Origin of the sequence: Kribbella sp. NPDC049584 (assembly GCF_040675555.1) — a bacterium.
In the GTDB taxonomy this organism is placed as follows: Bacteria; Actinomycetota; Actinomycetes; order Propionibacteriales; family Kribbellaceae; genus Kribbella.
On record NZ_JBFAPF010000016.1, the window covers coordinates 170,938 to 192,174 of the forward strand.

General features: G+C 68.1%; 20 protein-coding genes. 9 read left to right on the forward strand and 11 right to left on the reverse strand.

Features of this window, described 5'->3' with window-relative positions:
• Position 1 precedes the first annotated feature (1 nt).
• A complete protein-coding gene (locus AB0J62_RS38825) occupies positions 2-505 on the forward strand; it encodes a macro domain-containing protein (RefSeq protein WP_363882293.1) in 504 nt (167 codons plus the stop codon).
• 29 nt (positions 506-534) lie between these two features.
• Here the strand turns inward: AB0J62_RS38825 and AB0J62_RS38830 are convergent, their stop codons facing one another.
• From AB0J62_RS38830 to typA, 3 genes are all read right to left on the reverse strand, one after another.
• A complete protein-coding gene (locus tag AB0J62_RS38830) occupies positions 535-1,125 on the reverse strand; it encodes a L,D-transpeptidase family protein (protein WP_363882295.1) in 591 nt (196 codons plus the stop codon).
• Positions 1,126-1,331: 206 nt separating this feature from the next.
• Complete coding sequence (locus tag AB0J62_RS38835) at positions 1,332-2,987, reverse strand: glutamate--tRNA ligase family protein (RefSeq protein WP_363882297.1); 1,656 nt, start codon at positions 2,985-2,987, stop codon at positions 1,332-1,334.
• 82 nt (positions 2,988-3,069) lie between these two features.
• Positions 3,070-4,935, reverse strand: a complete 1,866-nt coding sequence (gene typA, locus AB0J62_RS38840) for a translational GTPase TypA (protein WP_363882299.1) — start codon at positions 4,933-4,935, stop codon at positions 3,070-3,072.
• A 281-nt stretch (positions 4,936-5,216) separates the two neighbouring features.
• Here typA and AB0J62_RS38845 point away from each other — a divergent pair, with 281 nt between their 5' ends.
• On the forward strand, positions 5,217-5,852 hold the full coding sequence (locus tag AB0J62_RS38845) for a helix-turn-helix domain-containing protein (RefSeq protein ID WP_363882301.1): 636 nt from the start codon (positions 5,217-5,219) through the stop codon (positions 5,850-5,852).
• An 18-nt stretch (positions 5,853-5,870) separates the two neighbouring features.
• Here the strand turns inward: AB0J62_RS38845 and AB0J62_RS38850 are convergent, their stop codons facing one another.
• Together AB0J62_RS38850 and AB0J62_RS38855 are read right to left on the reverse strand one after the other, a co-directional pair.
• Positions 5,871-6,827: an asparaginase gene (locus tag AB0J62_RS38850; protein WP_363882303.1), complete on the reverse strand. Its 957-nt coding sequence runs from the start codon at positions 6,825-6,827 to the stop codon at positions 5,871-5,873.
• Positions 6,828-6,873: 46 nt separating this feature from the next.
• The gene (locus AB0J62_RS38855) at positions 6,874-7,866 is read right to left on the reverse strand and encodes a glycine cleavage T C-terminal barrel domain-containing protein (RefSeq protein ID WP_363882305.1); all 993 of its coding nucleotides are present in this window, start codon (positions 7,864-7,866) and stop codon (positions 6,874-6,876) included.
• 109 nt (positions 7,867-7,975) lie between these two features.
• Here AB0J62_RS38855 and AB0J62_RS38860 point away from each other — a divergent pair, with 109 nt between their 5' ends.
• Entirely contained in the window at positions 7,976-8,797 is an 822-nt protein-coding gene (locus tag AB0J62_RS38860; protein WP_363882307.1) for an LLM class flavin-dependent oxidoreductase, read from the forward strand.
• Positions 8,798-8,984: 187 nt separating this feature from the next.
• On the opposite strand, the gene AB0J62_RS38865 is transcribed toward AB0J62_RS38860, so the two are convergent.
• The gene (locus tag AB0J62_RS38865) at positions 8,985-10,397 is read right to left on the reverse strand and encodes a cation:dicarboxylase symporter family transporter (RefSeq protein ID WP_363882309.1); all 1,413 of its coding nucleotides are present in this window, start codon (positions 10,395-10,397) and stop codon (positions 8,985-8,987) included.
• Between the two features lie 131 nt (positions 10,398-10,528).
• On the opposite strand from AB0J62_RS38865, the gene AB0J62_RS38870 reads away from it, so the two are divergent.
• Together AB0J62_RS38870 and AB0J62_RS38875 are read left to right on the forward strand one after the other, a co-directional pair.
• Positions 10,529-11,785, forward strand: a complete 1,257-nt coding sequence (locus AB0J62_RS38870; RefSeq protein ID WP_363882310.1) for an ATP-binding protein — start codon at positions 10,529-10,531, stop codon at positions 11,783-11,785.
• Positions 11,778-12,458, forward strand: coding sequence for a response regulator (locus AB0J62_RS38875; protein ID WP_363882313.1), 681 nt, complete (start codon positions 11,778-11,780; stop codon positions 12,456-12,458). Before AB0J62_RS38870 ends, AB0J62_RS38875 begins: the two co-directional genes overlap by 8 nt.
• Positions 12,459-12,786: 328 nt before the next feature.
• On the opposite strand, the gene AB0J62_RS38880 is transcribed toward AB0J62_RS38875, so the two are convergent.
• Positions 12,787-13,281 (reverse strand): FABP family protein, encoded by a 495-nt coding sequence (locus AB0J62_RS38880; RefSeq protein ID WP_363882316.1) that lies wholly within the window; start codon positions 13,279-13,281, stop codon positions 12,787-12,789.
• A gap of 211 nt (positions 13,282-13,492) precedes the next feature.
• On the opposite strand from AB0J62_RS38880, the gene AB0J62_RS38885 reads away from it, so the two are divergent.
• The gene (locus tag AB0J62_RS38885) at positions 13,493-13,855 is read left to right on the forward strand and encodes a DsrE family protein (protein WP_363882319.1); all 363 of its coding nucleotides are present in this window, start codon (positions 13,493-13,495) and stop codon (positions 13,853-13,855) included.
• 533 nt (positions 13,856-14,388) lie between these two features.
• On the opposite strand, the gene AB0J62_RS38890 is transcribed toward AB0J62_RS38885, so the two are convergent.
• A complete protein-coding gene (locus tag AB0J62_RS38890; RefSeq protein ID WP_363882323.1) occupies positions 14,389-16,212 on the reverse strand; it encodes a hypothetical protein in 1,824 nt (607 codons plus the stop codon).
• Positions 16,212-16,769: a hypothetical protein gene (locus tag AB0J62_RS38895; protein ID WP_238159955.1), complete on the reverse strand. Its 558-nt coding sequence runs from the start codon at positions 16,767-16,769 to the stop codon at positions 16,212-16,214. Before AB0J62_RS38895 ends, AB0J62_RS38890 begins: the two co-directional genes overlap by 1 nt.
• Positions 16,770-17,005: 236 nt before the next feature.
• Between AB0J62_RS38895 and AB0J62_RS38900 the strand changes: the two genes are divergently transcribed.
• Positions 17,006-18,157: a molybdopterin-dependent oxidoreductase gene (locus AB0J62_RS38900; protein ID WP_363882327.1), complete on the forward strand. Its 1,152-nt coding sequence runs from the start codon at positions 17,006-17,008 to the stop codon at positions 18,155-18,157.
• Positions 18,154-18,651, forward strand: coding sequence for a hypothetical protein (locus tag AB0J62_RS38905; protein WP_363882330.1), 498 nt, complete (start codon positions 18,154-18,156; stop codon positions 18,649-18,651). Before AB0J62_RS38900 ends, AB0J62_RS38905 begins: the two co-directional genes overlap by 4 nt.
• Here AB0J62_RS38905 and AB0J62_RS38910 read toward each other — a convergent pair.
• The gene (locus AB0J62_RS38910) at positions 18,542-19,366 is read right to left on the reverse strand and encodes a 3-keto-5-aminohexanoate cleavage protein (RefSeq protein WP_363882333.1); all 825 of its coding nucleotides are present in this window, start codon (positions 19,364-19,366) and stop codon (positions 18,542-18,544) included. The genes AB0J62_RS38905 and AB0J62_RS38910 overlap by 110 nt on opposite strands.
• A gap of 92 nt (positions 19,367-19,458) precedes the next feature.
• Here AB0J62_RS38910 and dtd point away from each other — a divergent pair, with 92 nt between their 5' ends.
• Complete coding sequence (dtd, locus tag AB0J62_RS38915; protein WP_363882336.1) at positions 19,459-19,884, forward strand: D-aminoacyl-tRNA deacylase; 426 nt, start codon at positions 19,459-19,461, stop codon at positions 19,882-19,884.
• A gap of 86 nt (positions 19,885-19,970) precedes the next feature.
• On the opposite strand, the gene AB0J62_RS38920 is transcribed toward dtd, so the two are convergent.
• Entirely contained in the window at positions 19,971-21,197 is a 1,227-nt protein-coding gene (locus AB0J62_RS38920; protein ID WP_363882339.1) for a choice-of-anchor P family protein, read from the reverse strand.
• Positions 21,198-21,237: the final 40 nt, after the last annotated feature.

The following is a 21,237-nucleotide window of genomic DNA, read 5'->3' on the forward strand; positions in this document are numbered from 1 at the left end:
CATGGAGATCGTTCTGAGTACTGCGGACATCACCACGGTGCCTGCGGACGCGATCGTGAACGCCGCCCATCACGCCCTGCGCGGCGGTGGTGGCGTCGACGGGGCGATCCACCGGGCGGGTGGGCCGGAGATCCTCGCGGAGCTGATCGAGCGGTATCCGAACGGCACACCCCCGGGTACGGCGGTGTGGACGACGGCCGGTGCGCTACCGGCGTCGTACGTGATTCACGTGGTCGGGCCGAACTACGTGGCCGGGCAACGCGATCCGGCGCTGCTCGAGTCCTGCTACCGCAATGCGTTGCGGATCGCGGACGAGCTCGGTGTGACGACGATGACGCTGCCCGCGGTCTCGGCCGGGATCTACGGGTGGCCGGCCCAGTCCGCGGCGGACATCGCCGTCGGGACGTTGCGTCGTACGCCAACGAATGTTGCCCAGGGCACCTTTTGCCTGGTGGAGCCGCGGCTGTACAAGGCGTTCCGGAACGCGACAGCGGCCGGGGAGTAGCTCCCCGGCCGCTGTCCTGAACGCTCAGCTCACTTGCTGTAGACGACAACCTTGTCGCCGACGTGCACCCGGGCGAACATCCAGGCGATCTTCTTCTTGTCGCGGACGTTGACGCAGCCGTGCGAAGCGCCGTTGTAGCCGCGGGCCTTGAAGTCCGACGAGTAGTGCACGGCCTGACCGCCGCTGAAGAACATCGCGTACGGCATCTTCGAGTGGTACAGCGAAGAGACGTGGTTCTTCGACTTGCGGTAGACCTTGAAGACGCCGCTGCGGGTCGGCGTCTTCATCGCGCCGAACCGGACGTCCATGATCTGGATCGGCTTGCCGTTCACCAGGTACACCAGCTTGCGGGTCTTCTTGTTGATGCAGAGGACCCGGCCCTTGGTCAGGCACCGCCGGTCGATCTTGTACTTGGCGATGAGCTTGCTGGTGGACGAGGCGGCGGCGGCCTTCGTCACCGCCTTCGGCGGCAGACCCGCCGGCGCCGGCGCCGTGGCCGACTTCTGCGCCGACCCCGCAACCTGGGGCGCGGCCTCAGCCGAAGTGGTCGCCGACAGTGCACCGACGCCCACGAACGCAACGGCCGTCAGAGTTGCGCAGACCTTACGCAGAATGCCCATGTTCCCCTTGTCCTTCCCCCAAAAGAGTGCTTCCACAAGACAGACGTCGCCGCATGGCGTCTGGTTGGTAACGAATCAGAACTTCTTCCCCCACCGGCGACCGAGAAATTATGTATCACACCGATGTAGTTGCGGTCGCGCGCTGTGAGCCACCGTGTCCAGTTCGTGCCCTACACGTTTCCCGGCAGCCACTTACGCCACAGGAGTTACTTGCCGATCAGCGCTTGCAGCCGGCGCAGTACCTCCGGAGCTCCGAGCGCGTGGGCCGTCGCGTGCAGGTCGGGACTCCGCGTCGCGCCGGTGATCGCAACGCGCACGAGCTGCGAGGCCTCGCGGATCGAACCGGCGTACGCGTCCGGATCTTTCTTGTACTCCTTGGCGTTCGGCGCGAATCCGTGCTTGGCGGCGAGCGAACGGATCTGGTCGAACCACTCCTGCGGGTCGTCGCGGTGCTCGTACCCGGCGACCAGATCGGCCGCGAACGCCGTCGTGACGTCCGGTGCGACGCCGAGCGGTGCCAGGCGTTCGTCGGTCGGACCGTCGACCGGAACGAACAGCTCGGTGAAGAAGAAGCCGTACGCCGAGCGGAAGTCCGACCACTTGCGCAGGTCCTTGCGTGGGTTCTCGACGCCGTCGCGCTCGACCGCCAGCGCCCGCAGCGCGAGCTCCTTCTCGTTGTCGAGCACGGGCACGAGGTCAGGGTCGTACTCCGTCGCCCACACCCGCACCGCGTCGAGGATCTGCTGACCGCTGAGGGTCGCGATGTAGTCGGCGCTGATGTCTTCGAGCTTCACCAGATCGACCAGCGGACCGGCAACGCCGCACTGAGCCAGATCGATCGGCGTCGTCAGCGCTTCCGCCAACGGCATCTCCGCGAGCCGGCCGTTGGCCAAGCCACGCAGGTAGTACAGGACTGCGTCGGCGGGGTACCCGGCGCCGATGTAGAAGTCGACGCCGGCCTCGAGATCCTTCCGCTTCGACAGCTTCCGCTTCCCGCCCGGGATCTGCTTCATCAGCGGCGCGACGTGCGCGTAGGTGATCGGCTCGAACTCGAGCGCCGCGAACAGCTGCTGGTGCAGCGGAACCGACGAGATCCACTCGTCGCCGCGGATCACCAGGTTCACCCGCATCAGGTGGTCGTCGACCGCGTGCGCAAAGTGGTACGTCGGAAGGCGCGGCGACTGGTCCGACGACTTCAGGATCACCGCGTCGTTGCGATTCGCCTCATGCTCGAGCCGGCCGCGGATCGCGTCGACGAAACTCGTCCGCTGCCCGTCGGCGTCGTCAGGCGCCCGGAAGCGCACGACGTACGGCGCACCCTCGTCGAGCTTCGCCTGCACGTCGGCCGGATCGGCGTTGCGCCACAGGGCGTACTTCCCGTAGTACCCCGTGGGGACCTTTGCGGCCTGCTGGCGGGCGGTGATGTCGGCGAGCTCTTCCTTGGTCGCAAAGCACAGGTATGCCTTGCCCTGCCGGAGCAGGTGCCGCACGAAGGTCAGGTAGATCTGCTCACGCTGCGACTGCACGTACGGCCCGTACGAACCCTGGCGCCGGTCCTCGTCGGAGCTGATGCGGAAGTAGCCGAAGGCGCGGTCGAACTGCTCGAGCGCGCCTTCGACCTCACGAGCCTGGTCGGTGTCTTCGACCCGGACCAGGTACACACCCTTGGAGTCGGTCGCGACGTCCCGATCGATCATCGCCGTGTAGATCCCGCCGATGTGCACGAACCCGGTCGGCGAGGGCCCGAACCGCGTTACCTTCGCCCCATCCGGAAGCTCGCGCGCCGGATACTGCTCCTCCCAGTGCGCGGGCTCCGGAAGGTCGCTCGGGAACAGCCCATCAACAACCGCACGATCCACCATGACTCGGTGTCTTCTCACTTCCGACTAAGCACGATTTGCAGAACCGGTCGAGCGTAACAACCACACCCGCCATCGCGGGTGGCTAGCTCTTGCTCTTGCGGCCCAGCTTCGAGCGCTCGATCTGGGTCAGCGCCACCTTGCGCATCCGGATCGCGTCAGGCGTGACCTCGACGCACTCGTCCTCGCGGCAGAACTCCAGCGACTGCTCCAGCGACAGCTTGCGCGCCGGCACGAGCTTCTCGAACTCGTCGGCGGTGGACGACCGGACGTTGGTCATCTTCTTTTCCTTGGTGATGTTCACGTCCATGTCGTCGGAGCGCGAGTTCTCGCCGACGATCATCCCCTCGTACACCTCGGTCGTCGGCTCGACGAACATCGTGCCGCGCTCCTGCAGGTTGATCATCGCGTACGACGTCGCAGCGCCGGCCCGGTCCGCGACCAGCGAACCGCTCGGGCGGGTCCGCAGCTCGCCGAACCACGGCTCGTACCCCTCGAACACGTGGTGCGCGATGCCGGTCCCGCGGGTGTCGGTGAGGAACTCGGTGCGGAACCCGATCAGGCCACGCGCCGGCACCAGGAACTCCATCCGGACCCAGCCGGTGCCGTGGTTGGTCATCTGCTCCATCCGGCCTTTGCGGACCGCGAGCAGCTGGGTGACGGTGCCGAGGTACTCCTCGGGGCAGTCGATCGTCAGCCGCTCGACCGGCTCGTGCCGCTTGCCGTCGATCTCGCGGGTGACCACCTGCGGCTTGCCGACGGTCAGCTCGTAGCCCTCGCGACGCATCTGCTCGACCAGGATGGCCAGCGCCAGCTCACCACGGCCCTGCACCTCCCAGGCGTCCGGGCGCTCGGTCGGGAGCACCTTGATCGACACGTTGCCGACAAGCTCCTTGTCGAGGCGGTCCTTGACCAGGCGGGCGGTGACCTTGGTGCCCTTCTGGCGGCCGGCCAGCGGGGACGTGTTGGTGCCGATCGTCATCGAGATGGCCGGCTCGTCGACGGTGATCAGCGGCAGCGGCTTCGGGTTCTCCGGGTCGGCGAGGGTGTCGCCGATCATGATCTCCGGGATACCGGCGATCGCGACGATGTCGCCGGGGCCGGCCGAGTCGCCCGGGACCCGCTCGAGGGCCTCGGTGACCAGCAGTTCGGTGATCTTGACGCGCTCGATCGACCCGTCGTGCTTGCACCAGGCGACCTGCGCGCCCTTCTTCAGGGTGCCCTCGTGCACCCGGACCAGCGCGAGCCGGCCGAGGAACGGCGAGGCGTCGAGGTTGGTGACGTGGGCCTGCAGCGGCGCGTCCTCGGTGTACTCCGGCGCGGGCACGTTGTTCAGGATCGTCTCGAACAGCGGCTCGAGGTCCTCGGAGTCCGGCATCCCGCCGTCGGCCGGCTGGGTCAGCGACGCACGGCCGGCCCGCGCGGACGCGTACACGACCGGGAAGTCCAGCGCGCTCTGGTCGGCGTCGTGGTCGAGCAGGTCGAGGAACAGCTCGTAGGTCTCGTCGACGACCTCGGAGATCCGGGCGTCGGGACGGTCGACCTTGTTCACCACCAGGATCACCGGCATCTTCCGCGCGAGCGCCTTGCGCAGCACGAACCGGGTCTGCGGCAGCGGGCCCTCGGAGGCGTCCACCAGCAGCACGATCGCGTCCACCATCGACAACCCGCGCTCGACCTCGCCGCCGAAGTCGGCGTGGCCGGGGGTGTCGATGATGTTGATCGTCATCTGCTCGCCGTTGGCCATCTTGTGCCGCACGGCGGTGTTCTTGGCGAGGATCGTGATGCCCTTCTCACGCTCCAGGTCGCCGGAGTCCATCGCCCGCTCGTCGACGTGCTGGTGGGCACCGAACGCGCCGGACTGCCACAGCATCGCGTCGACGAGGGTCGTCTTCCCGTGGTCGACGTGGGCCACGATCGCGACATTGCGCAGGTCGTTACGGACAGGCATGAGGAAGCGCTCCAAGCAGTCAGGTGGGTTCAGGCGGCGGCTACGGCTGGTTGCTGTCAAAAACCACTTCGGGCCACTCGACACACGGCGCAGCGTCTCCATCCTACCGGTTACCGCGCGTGTCCCACGAACCGGGCAATCCTTTGACATTTGTTGACTGGACGTCCAGTCTATAGTTGGCGCCTGGGGAGGGGCCGTAATCACGGGGGGTCGCCCCGAGGCGTCGGGCACGAGGATGGGGGTTGCCCGGCGCTTCAGGGTTCCGACCAGGAGAGGGATCAGTGCCGCGATCGGCCACCGTCAACCGGGAGATGCGCGAACGCTCCCGCGAACGCATCCTGGCGGCGGCGCTGGAGGTCTTCGCCGCCAACGGCTACGAGGCCGCCTCGATCTCCGACATCACCGCCGCGGCTGGCGTCTCCCGCGGCCTGGTCTCGTACTACTTCGCCACCAAGGAACAGCTCGCCGCCGAGCTGCTGGACCGCTGGCTGGACGGCATCGCCGGCATCCTGACGATCCGGGGAACACCGGATGAACGTCTGGCCGGCATGATCGACGGCGCCCTGATGGCGGCCGCGACCACGCTGCACATCCAGCGGCTCGCGATCAGCCTGATGATGCTGCCGACCACGCACGACGTGTTCGCCCGCGTCGAGCAGGCCAAGTCGGACCGGCTGTCGCTGGTCGAGGACGCGATCCGCGACGTCTTCGCGGCCCGCGGCGCCGCCGATCCCGCCGTCGAGGAAATGTTGCTCAGAGCAACGTTGGAGGGGGTGACGGTCAAGCTCGCGATCTACCGCGAGACCTTCCCGCTCGAGGCGATCCGGCGCCGCCTGTACGCGGGGTACGACCTGCCGGCCCCGGTCGCGCCACTCCCGATCGCGTCGCCCGCGGTCGACCGACTACGCGCCAAGTGACCGCGGGCGGCCCGTCGGTCAGCTGAACGTCGGGGCGTGCGGGCGGACTGCGCCGACGACGTTGTCGCCGCCGGTGAGGTCGAAGTGGAGGTGGTTCTCGATCGTCTCGTTGGTGATGCCGAGGCGCTGGAGAGTTGCGGCCATGACGACCTTGCGGGCGCGCGGCGTACCGTCCTCGAGCTTCAGCGCGATCCCGGTGCCGTCCGCGAGACCGACGGCGTACACACCCTCGGCACCCGCCTTGCAGAACAGGCCTTCAGTGGCTCGCATGAGCTCGGCCTCGTCGCGCGTACTCCCGCTGGCGTACTCCGGGTGCGCGCGGAACGCGTCGGCGATCCGGCCCTCCTGGGTCTCCGGGGCCGCGCCGGCGAACAGCCCGAACGAGCGGGCCAGGCCGGACAGCGTCAACGCGAAGATCGGCGCGCCGCAGCCGTCGACAGCGACGTACGAGACCTTCTCGCCGGCGGTGTCCTCGATCGCGGTCCGGATCTCCTTCTGCAGCGGGTGATCCGGCGACCGGTACGTCTTGAGGTCCCAGTCGTTGAGCTTGCTGGTGAGCAGCATCGCGGCGTGCTTGCCGGAGCAGTTCATCACGACCCGCTCCTTGCCGTGACCAGCCTTGACCCACGCGTCCCGGGTGTCATCGTCCAGCGGGTACGCAACCGGTGTGAGCAGCGCGCTCTCATCGAGGCCGGCCGTCGCGAGGATCTTCCGTACGCCGTCCACGTGGAACTGCTCACCGGAGTGCGACGCGCCTGCCAGGGCGAGGAATTCGTCGGTAAGCGGCAGCCCGTTGCGGAGCATGCCGAGCGCCTGCATGGGCTTGTTGGACGAGCGCGGGAACATCGGCTCGTCCACGACGCCGACGGACCAGTCCACACTGCCGTCGGGACGCGTCACCACGACGGAGCCGCGGTGGTGGCCCTCGACGAAATCGCTACGGACGACGTCGGCCAGGATCACAGGTTCGGTCACGGCTGAACTGTACAGGTGCAAAACGGCGTGTTGCGAATGATTCCCCTCACAACCGTGAGCGCACGTGCAGCCCGACCTCGGGGTCGACGAGAACCTCCTGGCTCGCCTTCACGGTCGGCTGGTCCTCTGCCACCACGTCCAGCACGACATCCGGGTCGACGTTGCGTTTCACGACAGCCAGTGCGATCGGGCCCAGCTCGTGATGCCGAGCCGCCGACCCGATGACCCCGACCTGCTTCTCCCCTGCCAGTACGGCGTCGCCGTGCTGCGGCAGGCGGTCCACCGAACCGTCCAGGTGCAGCCGCACCAACCGGCGCGGCGGCCGACCGAGGTTGTGCACCCGCGCGACCGTCTCCTGCCCGCGGTAGCAGCCCTTGTTCAGGTGTACGCCGACCCCGAGCCAACCGAGCTCGTTCGGAATCGCGCGCTCGTCGGTGTCCAGCCCGAACCGCGGCGCCCCCGCCTCGATCCGCAGCGCCTCGTACGCCCAGACACCCGCGGCCGCACCCTCCAGGCCGGCCAGCTCGGCGCGCGGCAGGAAGACCTCATGTCCGCCCAACGAGTCCTCACCGGCGCGGGTCAGGTGCTCGCCTTCCGCAGTACCTGGCCGCCAGATGATCGCGTACTCGTCACTCACGTCCGTGATCTCCACGCGAGACATGAACACCATCTTCTGCAACCAGTCGACCAGCGCCTGAGCCGCACCAGGCTCGGTGTGCAACCAGAACGTCTGACCGTCGTCGACGCCGTACATCACGTGCTCCACGTGACCAGTCGGCGAGAGCAGCAGCGCGGTCGTCGACGTACCAGGCTTGAGACCTTCGAAGAACTGCGTGGTCAGCGCATGCAGCCACGTCAGCCGGTCGGGACCGGTGATCGTCACCACGTCGCGGTGCGACAGGTCGACGAACGCCTCACCGGCGACGAGGGCCCGCTGTTCGCGGAGATCCGAGCCGTAGTGCGCGGCGACACCGGCGTCGAGTCCGTCGGCCTCGACCGCGCCGGGTCGGTCCAGCAGGGGGCTGCGCTTGCGTGACATGTCACCAGAGTACGTCGCGCGGCGTACGGCGAACGCCTCCCGTCGTGGGATGTGGACAGAGGTTTGGTGCAGCGAGGCTGGAGTCATCAAACGACGGAGGGACAGGGTGATGAGCGACAGGCGATTCCGGTTCGGCGTGGCGGGGAGCCCGACGACCGGTGAGGAGTGGGTGAAGACGGTCCGGCAGGCGGCGGATCTCGGCTACTCGACCGTGCTGATGCCGGACGGCCTCCAGCTCCCCGCGCCGTTCGCTTCGCTGGCGATGGCGGCCGCGGTCGCGGACATCCGCGTCGGCACCTTCGTCGCGGCGGCACCGCTGCGTACGCCGCGGCAGGCTGCCTGGGAGGCGCACACGTTGACTGTGCTCACCGACGGGCGGTTCGAGTTCGGTATCGGGACCGGTCGGCCGGTCGCGGAGCAGCAGACGGCGGAGATCGGGTTGCCGTGGGGAACGGCGCGGGAGCGGCGGGAGCAGGTCATCGCGACCCTCGACCTGCTGCGTGAGCTCGACGGCGAGCGTCGTACGCCGATCATGCTGGCGGCCGGCGGACCGAAGGCGCTCGCCCTAGCGGCCGAGCGGGCAGACATCGTGTCGATCGCCAAAGACGCCACGACACCTCGCTCGGAGGTTGCGGCCGTCGCTCGTGAGTTGCGTGAGCTGGCCGGCTCCCGTGCCGACGACATCGAGCTCGCGATGAACCTGCTCGCCGCCGGCACCCGCCCGCTGCCGCCCTGGACGAAGCGCGCCTCCGGAGTGGATCCCGACGAGCTCGAGGCGATGGACTCACTGATGCTGCTCCGCGGTACTCCGCAGGAGATGGCCGACGAACTCCTGCGCCGCCGCGAACAGATCGGCGCGAGCTACATCAGCGTCAACTCGGGCTACCTCGAGGACTTCGCTCCCGTCATCGAGCTGCTCGACGGGAAGTAGAGCACCCGCGAGTTCGTGCCGCGCGCCGCGGTGCGGATCCCCAGGCCATCACAATCCGCCGCTGACGCGGTCGCGCCGCTCAGGACGCCGCTGGGACGGCGATTGTGATGGCCCGGGGATCCGCAGGCACAGCGCTGCCCGCCGGTCTGTGGCCCGGCGGGCAGCGCGTGGAGGGGTGGAAGTTGGTCTAGTGGTCGGTCTGGCGGGTGTCGCCCGGGCGGCTCTCGGCCTGGCCGGCACCGACGCCGGCCGGGGTCTCGCCGGCTGGGATGTCGCCGGCGTGGGTGTCGCCGGCGGCGAAGGCGACCTCGTCGAAGGGGTCGTTACCCGCGAACACCTGTTGCGCCTGCTCCTTGTCGAACTCGCCGACCCAGTGCCCGACCAGGAGCGTCGCGACCGCGTTGCCGGCGAAGTTCGTCAACGCGCGGGCCTCGGACATGAACCGGTCGATGCCCACGATCAGGCCGACGCCGTCGAGCAGCTCCGGCCGGTGCGACTGCAGACCGCCCGCGAGCGTGGCGAGGCCGGCACCGGTGACACCGGCGGCGCCCTTCGAGGCGACGATCATGAACAGCAGCAGCGAGATCTGCTGACCGATCGAGAACGGCTGGTCCATCGCCTCGGCAATGTACAGCGACGCCATCGTCAGGTAGATCGCCGTACCGTCCAGGTTGAAGGAATAGCCGGTCGGGACGGTGATACCGACCACCGACTTGTCGACGCCGAGGTGTTCCATCTTTCCGATCAGTCGGGGCAGGGCGGTCTCCGACGACGAGCTGGACACGATCAGCAGGAACTCACGACCGAGGTAGCGCAACAGCGAGAAGATCGACAGTCCGGTGACCAGTCGCAGAATGGTGCCTAGGACAACGATCACGAACAGCAGGCAGGTGATGTAGAAGGCCAGCATGATCTTGCCGAGGCTGACGAGCGCATCCCAGCCGGTCGCACCGACGACCGCCGCGATCGCGCCGAACGCACCGACCGGCGCCGTCCACATGATCATCGACAGGATCTTGAAGACCAGCCGCTGGATGTGACCGATACCGGTCAGCACCGGCTGGCCCTTCGCGCCCATCGCCTGCAGCGCGAACCCGACGAGCAGCGCGACCAGTACGGTCTGCAGCACCTGGCCCTCGGTCAGCGAGGACAGCAAGGTCTTCGGGATGATGCCGAGGATGAAGTCCGTCGTACCCTCGTGCGCCCCGGCGGCCTGGGCCTGGCCGGTCTTGCGCAGCTTGTCGGTCAGGTCGAGCCCGGCGCCCGGCTGCACCAGGTTGCCGACCACGAGACCGATGACCAGGGCGACCGTCGACATCACCAGGAAGTAGACGAGCGCGAGGCCGCCGACCTTGCCGACGCTGGCGGCCTGCCGGACCGAGCCGATGCCGAGCACCAGCGTGCAGAAGATGATCGGGCTGATCAGCATCTTGATCAGGTTCACGAACCCGGTGCCGAGCGGTTTCAGCTCGACCGCGAAGTCCGGGAACAGGAACCCGACACCGATGCCGAGCAGGACGGCGACGATGACGGCGATGTAGAGGAAATGGGTCCGGTCGTTACGTACCGGAGTCGGTCTGGGTTCGGTCGGGCTCGACATGGTGGGACTCCCTGTATCGGCCTGGCGGAGGGGTATTTTGCGGCCTGGTGAGTAACTGTGACGTGACGCACAGGAGAAGTGCTCATTTCGTTCATATCGTTCGCAGTGTGGATCAGGGGCAGACTGTCCGCATGCGACACCGTCCGTGGGAGCTGCGCCGCCAGGTTCTCTGGCTGCAGACCGTCACGGTCACCGTCCTGATCGCGATGGTCTGGATCGTGATGGTCAGCCGGTCCCGGGCCCAGGCCCTGCGGGACGCGGCGGCCACCGGCCTGGCCGCGCCGAGCTGGTGGGAGCTGGCCCGGCTCGACCTGCGCTCGATGCTCGGCATCGCGAGCCTCATGCTCGGGGTCGCGATCGCCGGCAACGCGCTCGTCACCTGGCGGGTACGCCGCGCGACCCGCGGCATGGGCACGCAGTCCCTGGCGCGGATGCTCGACTTCTACGAAGGCGTGCTGCACGCGGCGCGTGAAGGCTTGATCCTGCTGGACCTCGACGGGCGGGTCCAGCTCGCGAACGACGAGGCGCTGCAGCTGCTGGGATTACGCTCCGTTGCTCCGGGCACGCCACTGGAGGAGCTGCATCTCGGCGCCCCCCTGGCCGACCTGCTCGCGACCGGGCGTACGGCGTACGACGAGCTCCACCTCGGTGCGCAAGGAGTTGTCGTCGTGAACCAGCAGCCGTCGGGCCGCGGGCGGATCGTCACGCTGCGGGATCACACCGAGTTGCAGCGGCTGCTCGGCGAGCTGGACGCCGTACGGAGTCTGGCGGAATCGCTGCAGGCGCAGAACCATGAGGCGTCGAACCGGCTGCACACCGTCGTCAGCCTGATCGAGATCGGGAAGCCGGAGCGGGCCCGGGAGTTCGCGGTGTCGGAGCTGCAGTTCGCGCAGGCGATGACCGATCGTGTCGTCGGCACAGTCGGGGATCCGGTGCTGGCCTCGTTGCTGTTGGCAAAGTTGGCGCAGGCGCAAGAACGCGGTGTGGTCCTTTCGCTCGACCTTGGGCAGGAGCAGCTGAACACGCGACTGCCGGCGCAGGACGTGGTGACAGTGGTCGGAAACCTGCTGGACAACGCGATCGAGGCCGCGCGCGGCGGGCCGGCGCCGCGAAAGGTGGAGTTCCGGGCCGCCGCATTGCCGGGCGCGATCGATCTGATCGTGACGAATACCGGCGCAGAGCTGGGATCAGTGGAGTTGGCGCACATGTTCGAGCGCGGGTGGTCGACCAAGGCGGAGCCCGGGCACGGGTTGGGGCTCGTGCTGGTGCGGAGCACGGTCGAGCGGTGGCAGGGTTCTCTGATGGTCGATCCGGATTCCGAGCTGGACGAAGTACCCGCGCTGACCGTGCGGGTGCGGTTGCCGCGGGCGGTGGACGCAAGTGCCTGACCCACTCCGCGTCCTCGTCGTCGAGGACGATCCTGTGGCCGCGGAAGCCCATCGCACGTACGTCGATCGGCTGCCGGGCTTCGCCTGCGTGGGAGTCGCCGGTACGGCGGGACGCGCACTCCAGGTGCTCGCGCGCGGCGACGTCGACCTCGTCCTGCTCGACATGCACCTGCCCGACGGCCACGGTCTCGATGTGGTCCGGCGAATGCGGGCCCTAGGCAACCAAACGGATGTCGTCGCGGTCACCTCCGCTCGCGAGGTCGCTGCCGTCCAGGCTGCCGCGCGGATCGGCGTGGTCCAGTACGTGCTGAAGCCGTTCGCCTTCGAGACGTTGCGGGACCGGTTGTCGGCGTACGCACGGCAACGCCGAGCCGCTGAGGCGGGGCAGGTCGTCGCGGATCAGGACGAGGTCGACCGTTTGTTGCATCCAGCAACGGTCTCGTCGGTGCCGAAGGGTTTGGCCGGCTCGGTCCTGGACCGCGTCGTCCAACTACTCGCCGACCGCGAAGGCTGGACGGCCGAGGAGATCGCCACGTCGCTGGGCACGTCCCGCATCACCGCCCGCCGCTACCTCGAACACCTGGCAGACCAGGGCCAGGCCCTACGAACCCAACGCTACGACGGCCGCAGCGGCCGCCCCAAAGTCGAATACTCCTGGGTCGCCGAAAGCTAAGCCACTCGCCGGGGCAGCTTGCTCGGGCAGCTTGCTCGGGCTGGTTGCTCGGGCTGGTTGCTCGAGCTGGTTGCTCGAGCTGGTTCGTGGCGGGACTTGCTGGGGTGCTTGCGCCGACTGGATGGGGGCTGCTTGCTCGGGCTGGTTTGCCGGGGCTACTGGCTGGCGTGCTTGCTCGGGCCTGTGGGGCTGCTTGCTCGAGCTGGTTCGTGGCGCGACTTGCTGGGGTACTTGCGCCGACTGGATGCCAGGGCTGCATGCTCGGGCTGGTTGCCGGGCTACTAGCTGGCGTGCTTCCTCGACTGGTTGCCGGGGCTGCTTGCTCGGGTCAGGCGCGGACGAGGGTGGCCCAGAGGTGGGGTTGGAGTGCCTGGCCCTCGGCGGCCATGTCGTACGCCCAGAGCAGTTCGCCGTTGACCAGGCCGTACAGGCGGTGGCCGGCGGTGACCTCTTTCGCGGTGACGGTGCGCGCCACGACGTCCGTCTGCAGTTCGATCTTGGCGCCGTCGATGTCGCCGTACCAGATCTCGGCGATACCCGTCGGGTGCGCCAGGATCACCTCGACCTTGTTGTCCGGCTGCGGCCGCCAGAACCCGGTCTCCACCGCGAGTGGGCGCTCCTTGGTGCCGTCCTCGCCGACGACGAACGTCTGGCTGACGTAGTGCAGGTACGGCTTGCCGTTGTGGCTGAAGTCGATCTGCTGCCCGAACTCGAACTTCTCGATCGTCGGGTAGTCGCCGTGCCCGCGCCCCTCCCACCGACCGAGCAGCCACGCGAGCGGCATCAGGTCCGGGTGCAGGTCCTGCGGAATCTCGAACGCCATCGAATCACTCAGCCCGCGTTGCGGCCGCGATACAGCCGGTAGACGACAAACGCCGAGAACCAGCCCATGAACACACAGACCAGCACCAGCAACGAGGTGAAAACGACATGCAGCACGGATCCCACTCTAGAGGATCCCTCCCACGCGCCCGGCCTCCCACGACGTGACCTCCCGCACCCGCGCTCCGTTTGGCTTCGGTTAGCGTGGCGGGATGTCCCGCACGCTGGTGATCAAACTGACTGCAGGCGCCGAGGAACCCGAACGCGCCAACCAGGCCTTCACCGTCGCCGCCTCAGCCGTCGCGGCCGGCGCCACGGTCTCACTCTGGCTGACCGGCGAGGCAGTCTGGTTCGCCGTACCGGGCCGCGCCGAAGCCTTCAAACTCCCCCACGCCGCCCCCCTCGCGGACCTGCTCACCGCAGTACTAGAAGGCGGTCAACTCACCGTCTGCACCCAATGCGCCAAACGCCGCAACCTCACCCAACCCGACCTCCGCCCCGGCACCCGCCTAGCCGGCGCCCCCACCTTCACCGAAGAAATCCTCACCGAATCCACCCAAGCAATCGTCTACTAAACCGCCACCCGCCCCGCGCCCGTTGGGCTCTGCGGGGCAGCAACGGCGGGGTCAACTACCGCTCAGAAACCAACAGCCAACGTCAACCGCCGCCCGCAGACCGACCGGTGGTGTGAACTGCCGGTTGGAGGCCGACCGCTGGGATCGATCGCGGCTCGGAGAGCAGCCCCGGGGCGACTACCGCTCGGACACCGACCGCGCGAGTCAACCACCGACCGGAGACCAACAACCGGCGTCGAGGCCAGCCTCAGACCGATCGGTGGTGTCAACGGCTGGTTGGAGGCCGACGGCTGGGAGCGGGCGTGGCTCGGAGACCAGCCCTGGGGCGACTGCCGCTCGGACACCCGCTGCCCGCGCTAACTACCGGGCGGAGACCAACAGCCGCATCAACTGCCGCTCGGACGCCCACTGGCCCGCGTGAACTGCCGGTTGGAGGTGGTGGGCTGCGGTGCTGGCTGCGGGAGGTTGTCGAGGGAATGGAGCGGTCCTCCGCCGGGTGGTGGTTGGCGGGGGACCGTGGTGGTGGTTGGGGGTTAGCGTTCGCGGCCGCCGTCGTCTCGGCCTCGGTCGCCTCGGTTGCGGTCCTGGCCGCGTTGCTGGGCCGGGGTGCCAGGGCGTTCGCTGGTTGCTACGCCGCCACCTTCGCGACTGGTTGCACCGGCGGCCGGGGCGTGGCCCTGCTGGGTGGTGCGCGTCAGCGTGTCACGTTCGCCCGCTGGGATCGCGCTCCCCGGCTGGGCTGGCGGGCTCTTCGCCCGTTGTTCGTCGAGCACCGGCTCCTCGGCGGGCGGTCGCCATTGGCTCTCAGCTTGGCTTGCTTGACCACCCTGGCTCTGGCCTTGCTCATCGGAACCGAGCGCCGCGCTCTGGTCGACGCCCGACTGGGCAGCGTTGCCGACCTGCTGTGCATTCAGCTGCTGCCCGGCCTGGCCGGCGTTCTGCTCGCCCATCCCTTGCTCGGACGTCTGCACCTGCTGCCCTTGCGTGGGTCCCTGAACCTGCTGCGGCTCCGGCGCCGCAACCTCCGGGTCCTGCCCCGACAGCTGCTCGTCCGCACCGGCCGTCTGCTGCGTCAGATCGTCCTGCTGCTGACCCTCGGCACCGATCGTCTGATTCCGTACGGCGCCGTCCTGGTCGACAAACTCGCCGCCCTGCTCCAGACCCGCATCCCGCTGGCTCTCAGCACCAATCGTCTGATCCCGCAGTGCACCATCCCGGTCGACAAACTCGCCGCCCTGCTCCAGACCTGCATCCCGCTGGCTCTCAGCACCAATCGTCTGACTCCGTACGGCGCCATCCTGGTCGACGAACTCGCCGCCCTGCTCCAGACCCGCGTCCTGCTGGCTCTCAGCACCGATCGTCTGGTTCCGTACGGCGCCATCCTGGTCGACAAACTCGCCGGTTTGGTCGAGGTCCGGGGACTGCTGCTGGCCCTCGGAACCGATTGTTGAGTCGCGGAGTGCGCCGTCCTCGTCGAGGAGTTGGGCATTCTCCTGCTGGACGCGGGTGTCGTCTACGTCGAGGCCGGTCTGGTCGGCTGCGGCCGGGTTGAGCTGGTCCTGGTCGGCGACGGCGGGGTCGGCCTGCTGGAGGTTTTCGGATTGGGGTGCCGGGTCCTGCAGGTCGCCGTCGGCTGCGAGGTCCTGTTGCGGGAGGGCGTCGGTGCGCTCGTCGTTCAGCTCGTCATCGAGTGCGTTGGCGGCCTCGGCGGCGCCGACGGCTGCGGGCACGGCATCGGCAGCATCGAGGCCGTCCTCGCGCTGTTGGTCGCGGCGGCGGTCCTCCTCCTGTTTGCGCCTTGCCTCGTCGTCGCGCGCCTGTTGCGCCTGGCGATCCTCGACGGCGTCGTCCACGCCGTCGCCGTCGCGGTCGTTGGCGGCCTCGTTCTGCTGGTCGATCTCGTCACGACGCTCGGTCGCGTCGTCACGGCGATCCCGGTCGAGGTCGGTCCGGTTCTGGTAGTCGTCGGGGATGCCGTCCCGGTCGCGGTCGTTGTTCAGCTGGGCGTCCTGCTGATCGAGCCGTTGCTGGGCGTCGTCCACCTCGGCCTGCAGCGCCTGCCGTTGCTGCTCCAGGCCGCGGTTGTCCGCCGCCAACTCCTCGGCCGCCCGGACCTCGGCGGCAGTGCGCTCGTAGTCCCGGGTGCGGTCACGCGGGTCCTGATCCCGCGTCGCGTCGTACTGATCCCGGTCCCAGCCGCGCCGTCTGAGTGCCTCCTCGACCACGGCGCGCGTTCCTTGCCGACGGCCCCAGTTGTCCCTGATGGCGCCGGTCATCCGCCTCCACTGGGCCCAGATTTCACGGCCCTTGGCGAAGAGGATCTGGAGGTAGTGTTCCGCGCTTTCTTCCTCGGCCATCAGGCCACCTCGCTGGCATAGACGGAGTACCCGAATCCGGCGGCAGTGTCGTCCGGGCCAGGCTGGGACGCGTACAGGTGGATCTCGGCTCCCGGGCGCAGCCAGACGGCCAGGTGCCGGCGGCGGCCGCGCCACTCCGGCGGAACACGCAGATCACTCCCCGGCCCGACAAAGACCGGCGGTCCCCAGTAGCGGCGGGCGAGCTCGAGCTGACCCGGCCAGTGGTCGTCCAGACCTTCCTCGGCCAGTGGGAGCTCCCCGGAAGCGATGTCGTACGCCGACCAGCCGCTCCGCGGGCTCTCCGGCAGCACAGCGTCCGGCAGCACGAGCATCACCGTCTCGCGCTGGGTCACCAGGCCCCAGGTGTACCGATCGGGGTCGATATTGCCCGGAGCCCACGGACGCCAGCCGGTGGCGGCGGTAACGCGGTTCACCAGGGCACGGATCGCGTCCATGCCGGTGTCCGGCGGGCCCCAGACCGTTCGCCAGTCCGCGACCTCGGCCAGATCCGCCATCGCGCGCTCGTCATCCTCGGACGACCGCTCCTGCGTCTTCACTCCGCCTCACTCCTTTCGCCCCGTCCGCCAAGAGGGATCGGTCCGCCCAGAAATCACTCCAGCCAGCGATCAGTTCGCACAGAGTATGCCCCGATCGGTATCACCATCCGCCGTACAGACGCAGACCTGTGGATAACTCCTCCCCGCCGATCTCGTTCGCGACCAGTAATACGCCGTTCGCGAGCAGTAACCGGTGTACGCCGTACAGACGTCCCCGGCGGGGTTGTAGTGGAAACATGAAGCTGCCGACGCTGCCGACCGAGAAGTCGTTCCAGTCGTCCCTGCACCACCCGAGGGTTGCGACCGTCATCGGGCGCTGGCTCGGCACCGCGGTCGTGATCTGCTTCCTGACCGGGCTGTACAGCCATTTCCAGCAGGACACCCCGAGCTGGCTGCCCATCCCGAGCCGTCCCGCCACGCTGTACCGCGTGACGCAGGGCGTGCACGTAGTGAGCGGGACCATCGCGGTCCCGTTGCTGCTGGCAAAGTTGTGGACGGTCTACCCGAAACTGTTCGCGAAGCTTCCGTGGCCGCCGAGTCGCAAGGCACTCGAGACGATGCTCGAGCGGGCATCGATCCTGGTGCTGGTGTCGGCAATGGCTCTCGAGCTGTTCATCGGGTTCCTCAACACACTGCAGTGGTATCCGTGGCCGTTCCCGTTCCGCCAGACGCACTACGCGCTCGCCTGGATCATCGTCGGCGCACTCCTCGTGCATATAGCTGTCAAACTCCCGCTGATCCGCGCGAACTGGCGTCGCATCGCCGAGATCGTGCCGAACTCGTTGCCTCCGGCAATCTCTGGGCTCACCCGCCGCGGCCTGTTCAAGACAGTCACCGGCGCCGCGGCCTTGGTCGGCCTCACCTCGATCGGCCAGTCCGTGCCGGCGCTCGGCCCGATCGCCGTGCTCGCGCCACGCAAGCCGAACGTCGGACCGCAAGGACTCCCCGTCAACCGTACGGCGGACGCGGCCGGAGTGACCGGCATCGACGACAACTGGCGGTTCACGGTCAAAGGACCACAAGAGCTCTCGTACACCCTCGAGGAGTTGCAGCGGCTACCGCAGAGTCGCTCGGCGCTGCCGATCGCGTGTGTCGAGGGGTGGAGCCAAGGCGGCCGGTGGGAGGGCGTGCGGATCCGGGATCTGCTCGAGCTGTGTGGAGCGCCGTCGCACTCACGGGTGCGGGTGGTGTCGATGGAGAAGGGCGGGTTCTATGCGACGAGCGAGCTGCCGGAGCAGTTCGCAGCTGACCCGCTGACACTGCTGGCGCTTCGCCTCAATGGCACGGAGCTGGCGCTGGACCACGGATTTCCGGCGAGGATCATTGCGCCCAACCGGCCCGGCGTACTTCAAACCAAGTGGGTTCATCGGCTGGAGGTCGTCGCATGAAGACCCGAATGGGATTGGCAGGCACCGGCGTCCTGCTTGGCCTCTGGGGCGTTTGGAAGCTGGCCACCACCGTCGACCTGCACGGTTTGGTCCGGTTGCCGCTTTGGCTGGGTGGTGCGGTGCTGGCGGACGACTTTTTCTTGGTGCCGTTGACCGTCACCGCCGGATGGCTGGTGACGCGGTGGGCGAGCAGGCCGGACGGGCATCGGACCGTGGGCGCGATCCGGACGACGTTGCTGTACGTCGGCATCACCAGCCTGATCGCGGTGCCGCTGTTGCTGCGACAGGGCAAGGGCGTGAACCCGACGATCCTGCCCCGCGACTACCTCCGGGACTGGTTATTGCTGGAGGCAACGATTGTCGCGGCTGGGATCGTCGGCTACGTCATCGCTTCACGTTCAGCAGGGAACGCGCTTCGTCCGGCGACATCGGCGGTCGTTGCGCGAGCGTGGCGAGGGCTGCGGCGCGTTCGACGAGCTCCGCGTTGTGAGTGACTGGCTGGCCCTTCGCCAGCGTGAGCGTGTCCTCCATACCGACACGGAGGTTGCCGCCCTTCGACAGAGCAGCCAAGGCGACCGTGATCGCCGTACGGCCGATGCCCGTGGCGGACCAGGACGTGGCCGCGTCCGGCAAGGCGTTGACGGCCGCGACGAGGGCGTCCGCCGTACCAGGCATGCCGCCGGGAACGCCCATGACCAGGTCGCAGTGCACGCGTTCGCCGTACGGCAGGCCGTACTTGCCGAGGAGGCGGTGCAGCGCGGCGACATGGCCTAGGTCGAAAAGCTCGAACTCGGGCACGATCTCCCGCTCCTGGGTGAGCTGGTACAGCTGGGTGACGAACGGCCACGGGTTCATGAACACGTCGTCGCCGAAGTTGACCGTCCCCATGGTCAGCGAGCAGGAGTCGGGCGCGGCGTCGAGCACGCGCAGGCGGTGATCGTACGGATCGGTGACCGCGCCGCCGGTGGAGAGCTGCACGATCAGCGCGGTGTTCTCCCGGACCGCGGCGACGGTCTCGGTCAGCCGGCCGAGGTCGAGGGTCGGCTTGTGCTCCCCGTCGCGGATGTGGATGTGGATCATCGCCGCTCCCGCGGCCTCGCACCGCTTCGCGGTCTCGACCAGCTCGTCGAGCGTGGTCGGCAACGCCGGGCAGTCCGCCTTCGCGGTCTCGGCACCGGTGGGAGCAACAGTGATCAGAGTCGACGCCATGGACGAATCCTGCCAGATCGGTCAGGAAAGCGGATATTCGCCGGTCCCGAGGTCCGATCACCGGACGATCTCCGGCGCGAGAGGATGGCCTCATGAGAGCCGTAGTACAAAGAGTCAGCCGGGCATCGGTCGAGGTGGACGGCGAAGTGGTCGGGGCCATCGACGAGCCCGGACTGCTCGTCCTGCTGGGCGTGACCCACGACGACACCACCGAGAAGGCGGCCGCGCTGGCCGCGAAGATCTGGACCCTCCGCATCCTCCACGGCGAACGCTCCGCCGCCGACGAGCACGCCCCGATCCTCGCCATCAGCCAGTTCACCCTGTACGCCGATACCCGCAAGGGCCGCCGCCCGTCCTGGAACAACGCCGCCCCGGGCCCGGTGTCGGAACCGCTCTACAACACGTTCTGCGAGTCCATGGAAGCCCTCGGCGCCAAGGTGGAACGCGGCCGCTTCGGCGCCCACATGGACGTCTCCCTCACCAACGACGGCCCGGTAACGCTCATCCTCGACGCATAACAGAACCGGCCCCCGGATCCGTGCGGGATCCGGGGGCCGGGGTGTTCTGGGTCGGTGAGGTTCGACTCAGACAGCGTCTGCTGGGGTCAGCTGACGACGCCGGCGGCCGAGTGGCCGACGATGACCTTGGTGTTCAGGCTGTAGACGTTGATCACCAGCGCGTCCACCTCGATGTAGCGCTTCTGCCGCAGGACCTTGTTGAAGGTCAGGCTCGCGATACCCGGGATGTTCAGCGTCTTGTTCTCACCGGTCGGGACGGCGTAGGTCTTGCCGCCGACCTTGATCGAGGCGATCGTCGAGGACGAGCTCACGCCGCCCTTGCCGTCCTTGGTCTTCCACGCGGAGGCGGAGGACTCGATCGCACCGATGGACAGGCTGCCGACCTTCACGCCCGCGACGTGCGAGGTGAAGTTGATGTACGACTTGTTGGTGCCGATGGCGCCGTTCTTGGTGGTGTAGACGCCACCCACGTAGGCAACCTTCGGGATGTTCAGCTCGCCGACCGCGACCCGGACCGTCTTGCCCTCAGTGCCCTGGCAGGTGGTCTGAAGGGACGTGGCGTCGGAGACGACCAGCTTGTCGGCCGTGGCCTTGGTGCCGTACGCCGAGCCGATCACCAGCGCCGTCGCCGGCTTGGAGATCTCCGCGCGGGTCTTGAGCACCGCGACGTCGACGCCCTGCGGGATGTACTGGTTCTTCACCGTCGCGTGCAGCACGACCGCCTGCGCGTACGAGTAGATGCCGGAAGCGGTCTTCACGCCGCCGACCCGGTTCAGCACGATGTAACCGAGACCCGGAACCGCGATCTTGGTGTTCCACTTCGGCTTGAGCAGCGACGGCACCGAGATCGCGCCGATCTTCACGCCCGCGAACGTGGTGTCGCCCGTGTACGACAGCTGGCCCTTGTAGTACTTCGCCGTCGTCGTGGTCTTCACGCCGGTCAGCGTGAGCAGGTTGCCGACGCGGATGTCGGCGGCCGTCGCGGTGCTGGTGACGCCCGTCCCGCTCTTGTTGTTGAACGCGTGCGTGTCGGTCTTCACCGAGCGTGCGATCGCCTGGTTGTTCACGTTCGCCGTGGACAGGTCGTTCTTGTCGTGCTTGGTGGCGTCAGTGGTGCAACCAAACTTGCTGATGACCTGCGGACCGCTGTTCGCCAGGCCGGATTCGACGTCGGTGCCGTACGAGTAACCGCTGTATCCGAAAACCGGCGAGGCGGACGCCGAACCCGAGGTCAGCGCGATCGTAGAAGCCACGCCGACGACCGCCGCAACTCCGACGGCAGCGAGCTTCTTGTATCCGATGCGGGGTCGCATTGACCCCTCCTCCCTGAGTGATGACGTGACCCGAAGCGCG